Source organism: Enterocloster sp. HCN-30185 (assembly GCF_037890305.1).
Classification (GTDB): domain Bacteria; phylum Bacillota; class Clostridia; order Lachnospirales; family Lachnospiraceae; genus Enterocloster.
Window position 1 is genome coordinate 1 of the sequence record NZ_JBBKBT010000028.1, and the last position, 9,546, is coordinate 9,546.

The following is a 9,546-nucleotide window of genomic DNA, read 5'->3' on the forward strand; positions in this document are numbered from 1 at the left end:
TTACGTCAAATTTTGCTGAAATTTGGATTTATGATATGAACCAGAAACAGCCAGAACCGACAAAGATTGCTTTAGATGAATTACAAAGCAAATATCCATTGTTGGACTTCTTGGTGAAAAAGGAAGTAAAGACAATATCGCATGAAATGGAAGTATCAATAAAAGCAGGAGGTATTGTTGGGCTTATTTATGATGCGTTTTTAAAACAATATCGTATACCAGATATTAAGGAAAAGGATGAAACACTTGAGCAGAGAGAAAAAAGAGAGCATAAACTAAAGAGCCTGAATGCTTTATGTGTGCGAATTGTTTTTTGCTTGTATGCAGAAGATGCTGGTATTTTTGGAAAGAGAAATATGTTCCATGATTATTTGGAAACATATGAAGTAAAGGATTGCCGGAGAGCTATAATAGAATTATTTAAGATATTGGATACACCTGTATCAGAGCGAGACGAGTATTTAGAGGAAGAACTTGCTCAGTTCCCGTATGTAAATGGTGGGTTATTTGCTGATGAAACTATTGAGATACCACCTTTTACAGAGAAAATTAAAGAATTACTTCTTACAAAAGCGTCAGAAGATTTTGACTGGAGTGATATTTCTCCAACTATATTTGGAGCGGTATTTGAATCTACATTAAATCCTGAGACCAGACGTTCAGGAGGAATGCATTATACATCTATTGAAAATATTCATAAAGTTATTAGTCCTCTTTTTTTGGAAGATTTGCAGAAGGAATTTGATAGTATTAGAGCAATTCAAGTGAAGCGTACCAGAGATAAAAAATTGGAAGAATTCCAAAATAAATTGGCATCACTTACATTTTTTGATCCTGCGTGTGGTTCCGGAAATTTCCTTACAGAAACATACCTGTCGCTTCGTCGTTTGGAGAATGAGGTGATAAAGGAAAAAGTTGGCGGACAAATGACATTGGTAGAGGTAAATAATCCAATTAGAGTTTCTATTCAGCAATTTTATGGAATAGAGATTAACGATTTTGCAGTTACAGTTGCGAAAACGGCTTTATGGATTGCAGAATCTCAAATGTTGGAAGAAACGAAAAATATTGTGTATGGATTTAATGACGATTTTCTTCCTTTAAAGACATATGTAAATATTACAGAAGGAAATGCATTAAGAATTGATTGGAATGATGTAATTCCTGCAGAAAAATTATCGTTTATAATGGGAAATCCGCCATTTGTAGGAGCACGTTGGATGGCGTCGGAGCAGAAGGAAGATGTTGAGAAGATATTTGAAGGATGGAAGAGTATAGGAAATCTTGATTATGTTAGTTGCTGGTATAAAAAAGCGGCTGACTATATGGGAAATTATAATATCAGAGCAGCATTGGTATCAACTAATTCAATTACACAGGGAGAAAGTGTTTCGATTCTCTGGAAACCGCTTTTTGAATCAGGTGTACACATTGATTTTGCATACAGAACATTTATATGGGATAGTGAAGCGTCAATAAAAGCGCATGTTCATTGTGTAATTGTTGGCTTTAGCAGAGCTGTAAATAATAAGCAGAAAATAATTTATTCAGGTGAGAACGCAATTCCGGCGAATAACATTAATGGATATTTGCTTGATGCAGAAAATATATTCATTGAAAAAAGAATGAAACCATTGTGTAATGTTCCTGAAATAGCATTAGGTGGGCAAGCAATTGATGGTGGATTTTTAATATTGACGGAAGAGGAAAAGGAAGAGTTTTTGGAAAAAGAACCACAGGCTTCTCCGTTTTTTAGACATTATATGATGGGAAAAGATTTTATTGATCGAAAGCCGAGATATTGTATTTGGCTTGTTGGAGCTGATCCTGGATTATTAAAAAAATGTCCGATGATATTAGAACGAGTGAATAAAGTACGTGAATTTAGACTTAGTAGTACAAGAGCGAACACAAAAAAAGCGGCTGAGAATCCAACTTTATTTGCATCAATACTTGAACATAAAAATCAATATATTGCGATTCCCAAAGTTTCTTCTCAGAATCGTAGATATATTCCAATGGATTATTTAGATGGTGAAATTATTCCGGGAGACAAATTATTCACTATGCCCAATGCATCATTTTATGAATTTGGTGTATTGATGTCGAATGTTCACATGGCATGGATGCGAGCAGTGTGTGGAAGATTAAAAAGTGATTATAGTTATTCAAACACAATAGTGTATAACAATTTTCCGTGGCCTGTAGTAACGGAGAAGAATCGGGAACAAATTGAAAAATCGGCACAGGAAATTTTGAAAGCAAGAACATTATATCCTAGTAGTAATCTTGCGGCTTTATATGATCCTTTAACAATGCCAGCCGAGTTACGACGAGCACATACTGCAAATGATAAAGCTGTTATGGCTGCGTATGGCTTTAGTACAAAAATGACGGAAGCAGATTGTGTGGGAGAGTTGATGAAATTATACCAGAAAATGCAATGATAAAAGTTTATAGAGCTGTTTTTTGCTCAAAGTAAAATATTTGAAAACATAGAATATTCCAAATCCATAAAAGATGAATGAAAACCAATATGGGAATTTTACATGTGTTACAAAATTTGTAAAATTTTCATATTGGTTTTTTTGTAATCTGTAAAAATTATAAATTTGGATATCGAGTAAGGTTTCGGATTTTTGATTTTTATGTATTTTTCAATTTTGGATATGGCTCCGAAATTGGTAATTTTGCGGAAGTGTATCCACACTTCCTGTCCTTGCTATTTTATAATCACATGGTGATTTCACAGGGATATAGGGCTGTTTAGCCTATTTTTTCTCCCTGTGCTGTGACCGAAGAAATTCGAGGAACCAATTATATATTTATGCTGAATGTGAGGAACTAGGGAGCACAATCCTTAGCAAGATTCCAACATCCGGAAAATGCCATAATGCTAAAATAGCGATATGGTATTACCGGGGTGGATCTTGCTCTAATGTGTACAGTAATCTCGGCATAAATAGAAAGAATGGGTTTGGGGAATCCCCAGCAAGATATAAACCTGATGAAAGAATATTTGTCGGAAAGACAATATTGTTAAACACAGGTGGATCTTGCTCTGGGGTAAGAAAGAAGTATCTTTATATTATCAAAATGATATTTGGAGTTTATGTTGTTGGAAAGTCGTAAGCAGGAAGATAACTTCAAGTTGTTGGTGCAAATATAATGAATAGAAGTGTCCAGTACATTTTTGGTGATGGGTATTTTGGTGGAATCCATTTTTATTTATTTTGAATAATAAAATTTTGAATCTGCAGCCGATTCTGCCTGCCGGACAATGTTTTTAGATATCTGTAAACGTCATGGACTGGAACTTGATGAAGAACCATCGTATGATGGAAGAAAGTATTTGGAAACACGATAGAAGCAAACGCTGTACTTATCGTCTTGTCTGGCAGGGAAGATTATTAGGCATTAACCAGAGAGATATCGGCAGAGAAAACAGAAGTGATAGACAATGATATTTGTTAGATATGCTTCTTGTCGTTGGCTGTATCATATTAAAACGCTTTTTACGTTAAAAAAGTGCTGTGATCACAAGGCTTTTTGCAAGCAAAAATGAAAAGGCTATATATAGGTAGCCTGTGAAACTGGAAGTGCCCATTTTGGGCCTGATTTAAAGAATAATGTTCTGACAGAGACCAATGGAATGACTCTCTGCTGGGGCTCCAAAAGAAAGGAAAAATGATTATGGAAAAAATGATGAATACAAAAACAGAGGGTAACACATTTACAAAGAAAATCGGGCAGACAGTCTATGTTGTCCGTTATCATTTCAATGAAAATGCAAAGGAAACAATGCAGGAGAAGATTAACCGGATGCTGGTTACAGAAGCAAGTCGACAGGCAGTATATTAAAATTAGGTGGATGTAATTGAAGAAAAAATATGATATCATGTGAGTAACCAATCGGTATTTATAAAGGAGAATATTGATGAAACTATTTTTATGTTCGCACTTTTCAAGTGTAGGAAGTCTGATAAAAGAAGAAATTGAAAATAAGAAAGTCGCATTTATTCCAACAGCTTCGTTGCGTGAAGGCTACACCGGTTATGTCGGCTCGGCTCGAAAATTATTCAAAAAGTTGGGAGCAATCGTAACTGAAATTGATATTTCAACGGAGGCTTATTCAACGATACAGTCTGTTTTTGAAGATGCAGATGTGATATATTTTACCGGCGGAAATTCTTTCTTTCTTATGGATCAACTCCGTAAAACAAGAACTGATGGGTTGCTGAAAAAGGAACTGGTAAATGGAAAATTGATGATCGGCGAGTCGGCAGGCGCAATTATATGCGCTCCAAGCATCCAATATATCGAGCAAATGGATGAAAAGCCGGAGGACTACTCACAAGAAGATGATGCAGGGCTTGATTTGATTGATTTCTATGTTCTTCCGCATTATCTTACAGCACCATTTAAGAAAGTTACCGAGAAAATAATGACTGAGTTTTCGGATTTGAATCTATGCCCTATTAACAACCATCAGGGAATTGTAATTGATGGTGAAGGTTCAAGGGTTATTTGCAAAGACTAATTTGCAAAATCCTTTTTTTGAAACTGGAAAATCGGAAGCTGAGGAGATAGACTATTGAGAACATATGAGAATAAAGACGAGCTTAAAAACGAGATAAATAAAAGCTTTGCAAAGTATATTTCAGAATTTAATGATATTCCGGAGCATTTAAAAGATAAGAGAATTGATGAGGTCGATCGAACTCCGGCAGAAAATCTTGCTTATCAGGTTGGCTGGACAACTCTTGTTATTAAATGGGAATCAGACGAAAGAAAGGGTATTCCTGTCAATACTCCTTCGGATAATTTTAAGTGGAATCAGCTTGGCGAATTATATCAATGGTTTACAGATACATATGCTCAGCTGTCACTGCAAGAATTGAAAGACAGATTGAATGAGAATATCAACTCTATTTATGCAATGATTGATTCTCTGAGTGATGAAGAATTATTTAAACCACATATGAGAAAATGGGCTGACGAAGCAACTAAAACAGCTGTCTGGGAAGTATACAAATTCATACATGTTAATACAGTTGCTCCGTTCGGAACCTTTAGAACCAAGATTAGAAAATGGAAAAAGATTGCACTATAACTTCCAGTTTGTAGAATTCAAAAATTTAATATGAAATGTGAGATAGAGCGTATGGAAATAATCTATACGTTCTATTTTTTTGCCTTTTTTGAAAAAGTGATTAAAAAACTATTGACATTTTGTTACTGGTAGAAGCAGATGGTTATAAAAAGCTTTTGGTATCTATGAGTGCAAAAACAGATAGCTGCGAAAATTTATTATGAGCTAATAGCAAAATTTGATATTTTGTGATATTGAGGGTATGGGGAATCGTAATCTCCATTAAGTTCGTCAGAGAATCATAATCCAGAAATGGGATTTTGAGTTACTCTAGGCGATACTTGCTTTAGAAAATGATTTGCCATAATGAGTTAGAATATGGGAGGAGGAAGCGTTAAAAAAAGAGAGAGCCATAAGCAACTCTCTCTGTGATAAAATCAAAAAGTTATAGTATCAGTGATTCGGTAAGATTACAAAAATCCTTAACAGGAATATTTTCTTTAAGTGGTAAAGCTGTCTCTAAAAAGGTTTCGTCTGCAAATCTTTCGAGTTCAGAATCAAAATATATAATTGAAGCATTTGTATTTAATTGGTATGGTGGAATTGTAACAAAATAATCATAATCTTCGTAAGAAGGAGTGGCGCAAGAAACTTTGATTTTTCCGCCCAATTTCAATTTTGCAAATTCTCCATAAATGGCAGTTAAGGCTTTTTTTCTTTCTTCATCAGAAGTAATTCTATCTACATATCTAATATACCAATAATCTATATTTCCCTCTTTTAATTCAATTAAATAATCGTATGATCTGGGTGTTCCGGATTTTATTGTCCATTCAACTTTATGCAGACTTGTCATCATGGAAAGTCCACGCATTAAGGTAGAAAAAAATTTTTCATGCACCTGAACAGTAGAGAGATCCAGAGAAAATCCATTGTCTGCAATTATCTTTTTCCGTTCCCGTATTTTCTTAGAAGAATATCCCGTTGCATCATATAATTCTTGGATAAGTTCTGGATCATCAATGGCTTTTGCAATTTTATCAATAGTGCTTTTATATGGTCTTCCAGATCGGGCACCGTTGAGCATTCGTGAAATGGTTGCATTATTTAAGCCTGTTTGTTCAGATAATTCTTTTTGTGTTTTTTTCTGTAAAATGATTTGAAGTATATTGATGAATCTTTCCTGATCGTAAACGCTGTCAGGATTTATTAGTGTGCCTGAATTTGATATAAATTCGTTCATTCAAATCTCCTCTTGACTTCTTTGACTTTGTATAAATTGACTTCTTGTATTTTATCTTATCAATTATATCCCTAAAAATCAATTTAAAACATAAAGAAATCAAAAAATGCTTTATTGATATTCCTTTAAAAGTCAAAGAAGTCAAAAACGTAATTGACATTTTGACATCTTTGTGTATAATGTAAATCAAGAAGTCAAAGAAGTCAAACAAATCGAAAAGAAAGGAAGGAGGGCTGTGGATTGAAATATAGGGTTGTTTCGGTTTTGAAAGATAATAGACCACGTTTTTTGATTATTTCTGATATTGAAGAAATTGAAATCCTTCCATCAAAGTATTTGAAGCATCTGGATCAGATTAATGCTTCTCCGAATACTGTAAAATCCGCAGCCTTCGCACTTTCATATTATTACAATTATCTGCAGGAGCAAACGATAGGATTGGATGAGATTACATTGCTATCCTATTCAGAGCAGAATAAACATTTTATTGATTTCTTGTATTGGGTTAAGAGTGGAAAGCATACTGAGCATAATACACAAACGAGCAATAAGACCTGCAATATGTATCTTGGTGCAGTTTTCAGATACTACCACTTTTTGGCACTGGAAGATGTTTTGCCAATGCTTAAAGTCTTACGAGTAAAAAAAGTATCGTATTTTGACAGTATGGGAGTAAATCATCAAAATGCAGTGAATTCGTTTAAAGGTTTCTTCAAAGAAGAAGAACCTAATCTGGAAGAAATAACATCCGAAGAAATACAGGAGCTGATAAATGCCTGTACGAATGATAGAGATCGATTGCTGATAGCAATGATGGCAGAAACCGGTCTTAGATTAGGGGAAATTCTGGGAATCCATTATACCGAAGATATTGATTTTGAAAGAAGGACGGTTCGGGTAAGGTATCGTGAATCCAATACCAACTTGGCAAGAGCAAAAAATGCAGAATATAGAATGGCTTTGTTAAGTAATACAACTTTTGAGTTCTTGGTTAAGTACATTTCTGATAATCGAAAAAGTCTGATGAACTCGGAGTATCTATTTACAAAATTGACTGGAAAAAACAAAGAAGAGCCATTAGATGCGGATTCTGTGTATAGCATGTTGAAAAGACTATCCAAAAAAACGGATATCAATTCCCATCCGCATCAGCTCCGACACTATTTTGCGGAGGAAAGAAGAAAAGAAGGATGGGATTTGAATGACATTCGTTTTGCCCTGGGGCATAAGAAGGTTGAAACTACCATTAAATACTTGGGTGAAAATAATGAACGATTGATAGAAGCAACAGATCAATACTACTCAAATAATGAAGATTTATACCAAATTGCAGATTTTCTGTAAAAGGAAGGAGGGATTACCTTGGCAGTATTAAAAATTGTTCCGAAGTTATATCAGGAAAAAATATCTGAGAAATTAAAGGAAGAAATATCTTTAGTTACGAATGGAGAAGCAAAATACTATAACCGGTTATATAAATTTTTTCAGTATACAGATATACAGTGTACTGCAGATATTAACTATGAAACGAGAAAAATGTATATGGAGTCTCTTGAAAAAGAGGATATTTCAGAAAAATATAAAGTGGAATTAATGAGCTTATTTGATCGTTTAAAAATAGAAAATATGCCGGATGTCTATTCACAAGGAAATCCTTTCTCTGTAGAACAGGAGTTTTTTAAGCAAGACAAATTGTTTTTGCTGTATGTCCCCAATAAGAAGAAAGCACAATCTTTCCGTCAGGTGGTCGATAAGAATGATTTGTTATGGGACTTAACGAGGATACATTCATCACAGTTGGTGCGACAGACAAAAATATTGCTGTGTGAAATTCTGAATATGGATAAGGTACAAAGACATCGAAGATATTTTTTAGAACCATTAAAAGCACTTGTACGGTTTTGCGATAAGTACGGAATAGATGATATTGAAGAAATGGAACAGGCAGATGAAAACAGATTTTATCTGTATTTAAACAAGGAGTCAGAAATTATAAAAAAACAGGCTTCTAAGATTGTTGAGTTTGCGAGAAGAACGTTATTTCTAACAGATTCAGAGATAAATTGGCAAGCATGTATCTGGTATATGGATAGGTTTCAGTTTGATAAATCAAGAATCAATGCCAGTTCACCTGTTAAAAGCCTTTCATTTATTAATATTTACGAAAAAGAAAATCGTTGGTATTTACAATTATACGCAAAATATTTAGTTGGGATATCTGATCTGTCTTTATCAAATATCCGAAATACAATAAGTTTTATTTCACAATTTTTAAAATATCTGGATGGACAGAGTAAGAAAGTAACTGAACTGGAGATACAAGATATAGCGGATTATGTATCTATTTTGGATGTGTCCGATATTAAATATTCCACGTTTAACCGATATATAACTCATATACATACATTTCTACAGTTTTTGAAAATGAAAAATATTGAAGTGTTGAAGTTTTATCCGGAACGATTTTTAAAAAAAGGTTTTCCAGAACACAACGAAAGAAGTGTTCCAGAAAAAACAATTGCTCATCTGATTAAGGAGTTGCCGGCATTCCCAGAGCATTTACAGTTGATGTATTTGATTTTGTTTTGCACAGGAATTAGGAAAAGCGAGGTTTGTACAATAAAATCGGGAGCCTTTTATTCACAAGGCAATGAGAATTGGATGCGCATATATCAAAGCAAAATGCGGAGGGAAAAAGTCATTCCTGTTCCGAGTTTATTGGTTGGACTGGTGAACGATTATGAAAAAAAGTACGGAATAAAAAATGGGGAGTATTTATTCAAAAATAAAAAAGGTGGTGCATTTAATGGACAGACATTTTCAAATCAGATGATTCGGGAGTGTAAGGCTCGTGGGATTGCCTGTGGAGATTATATCTTTAGAGCACACGATTACAGACATAACCTTGCAACTTCAATGTACGGAAATGGAGTTTCTATACAAGGGGTACGAGATTATCTGGGACATTCAAGTGAGAATATGACAAAACAGTACATTGATTTCATGCCGGAACGTATTGTATCGGCTGAAGATAAATATTTTTCAAGAAATCAGTCATTTAAATTGAAAGGAGTAGAAGATGATGAAAGGTAATATTAATTTGATTTCTTATGACTGTTATCAACAAGCTACAGAAAAACAGTTGGCTGGGCTGAAATGGAAGGAAAACAGGGTGTACTACATATCAGAGATTCGTAATGAAAAGATACAG

General features: G+C 34.2%; 7 protein-coding genes. 6 read left to right on the plus strand and 1 reads right to left on the minus strand.

What is annotated here, in order from left to right:
• The 4 genes from WKT10_RS15650 to WKT10_RS15665 all read left to right on the plus strand — a co-directional run.
• Positions 1–2,447, plus strand: a 2,447-nt coding sequence (locus tag WKT10_RS15650) for a DNA methyltransferase (protein WP_340278022.1), incomplete at its 5' end; no start/stop codon positions are given.
• A gap of 1,246 nt (positions 2,448–3,693) precedes the next feature.
• Positions 3,694–3,861 carry a transposon-encoded TnpW family protein gene (locus WKT10_RS15655; RefSeq protein WP_015513594.1) on the plus strand — a complete coding sequence of 56 codons (168 nt, stop codon included), beginning with the start codon at positions 3,694–3,696 and terminating at the stop codon, positions 3,859–3,861.
• A 76-nt stretch (positions 3,862–3,937) separates the two neighbouring features.
• Positions 3,938–4,540: a Type 1 glutamine amidotransferase-like domain-containing protein gene (locus WKT10_RS15660; protein ID WP_071144650.1), complete on the plus strand. Its 603-nt coding sequence runs from the start codon at positions 3,938–3,940 to the stop codon at positions 4,538–4,540.
• A gap of 54 nt (positions 4,541–4,594) precedes the next feature.
• The gene (locus tag WKT10_RS15665) at positions 4,595–5,113 is read left to right on the plus strand and encodes a ClbS/DfsB family four-helix bundle protein (protein ID WP_117849504.1); all 519 of its coding nucleotides are present in this window, start codon (positions 4,595–4,597) and stop codon (positions 5,111–5,113) included.
• A gap of 424 nt (positions 5,114–5,537) precedes the next feature.
• On the opposite strand, the gene WKT10_RS15670 is transcribed toward WKT10_RS15665, so the two are convergent.
• Positions 5,538–6,335, minus strand: coding sequence for a helix-turn-helix domain-containing protein (locus WKT10_RS15670; protein WP_055219104.1), 798 nt, complete (start codon positions 6,333–6,335; stop codon positions 5,538–5,540).
• Between the two features lie 240 nt (positions 6,336–6,575).
• Between WKT10_RS15670 and WKT10_RS15675 the strand changes: the two genes are divergently transcribed.
• Positions 6,576–7,679 (plus strand): tyrosine-type recombinase/integrase, encoded by a 1,104-nt coding sequence (locus WKT10_RS15675; RefSeq protein ID WP_340278023.1) that lies wholly within the window; start codon positions 6,576–6,578, stop codon positions 7,677–7,679.
• 18 nt (positions 7,680–7,697) lie between these two features.
• The gene (locus tag WKT10_RS15680) at positions 7,698–9,428 is read left to right on the plus strand and encodes a tyrosine-type recombinase/integrase (protein ID WP_121056313.1); all 1,731 of its coding nucleotides are present in this window, start codon (positions 7,698–7,700) and stop codon (positions 9,426–9,428) included.
• Positions 9,429–9,546: the final 118 nt, after the last annotated feature.